Origin of the sequence: Nocardioides oceani (assembly GCF_030412965.1) — a bacterium.
GTDB lineage: Bacteria > Actinomycetota > Actinomycetes > Propionibacteriales > Nocardioidaceae > Nocardioides > Nocardioides oceani.
Window position 1 is genome coordinate 1 of sequence record NZ_JAUHJQ010000249.1, and the last position, 229, is coordinate 229.

The window sequence follows — 229 nt, forward strand, 5'->3', positions numbered from 1 at the left end:
GGTGGTGGTGCTGGTCGACACGCGGCCGTCCGGCGGGGAGGTCCGCGTGCACGAGCTGTACGGCGGCAGCTCGGTCGCCGTCGCCGTCGACCCGGCCCGCGCGGAGGGCGCCCGGGCGGCCGGGGCCGCGGCCGCCCGCCGACTGGGCGCGCCGCCGGCGTACGCCCGGGTCGACCTGGTGCTTCTCGACGACGGCTGGGCGGTCGGCGAGCTGGAGCTGATCGAGCCG

Annotated in this window: 1 pseudogene; it reads left to right on the forward strand. The window is 80.3% G+C overall.

Annotation, left to right across the window (positions count from 1 at the left end):
- A pseudogene (locus QWY28_RS23940) lies at positions 1–229 on the forward strand (hypothetical protein); the annotation flags it as partial.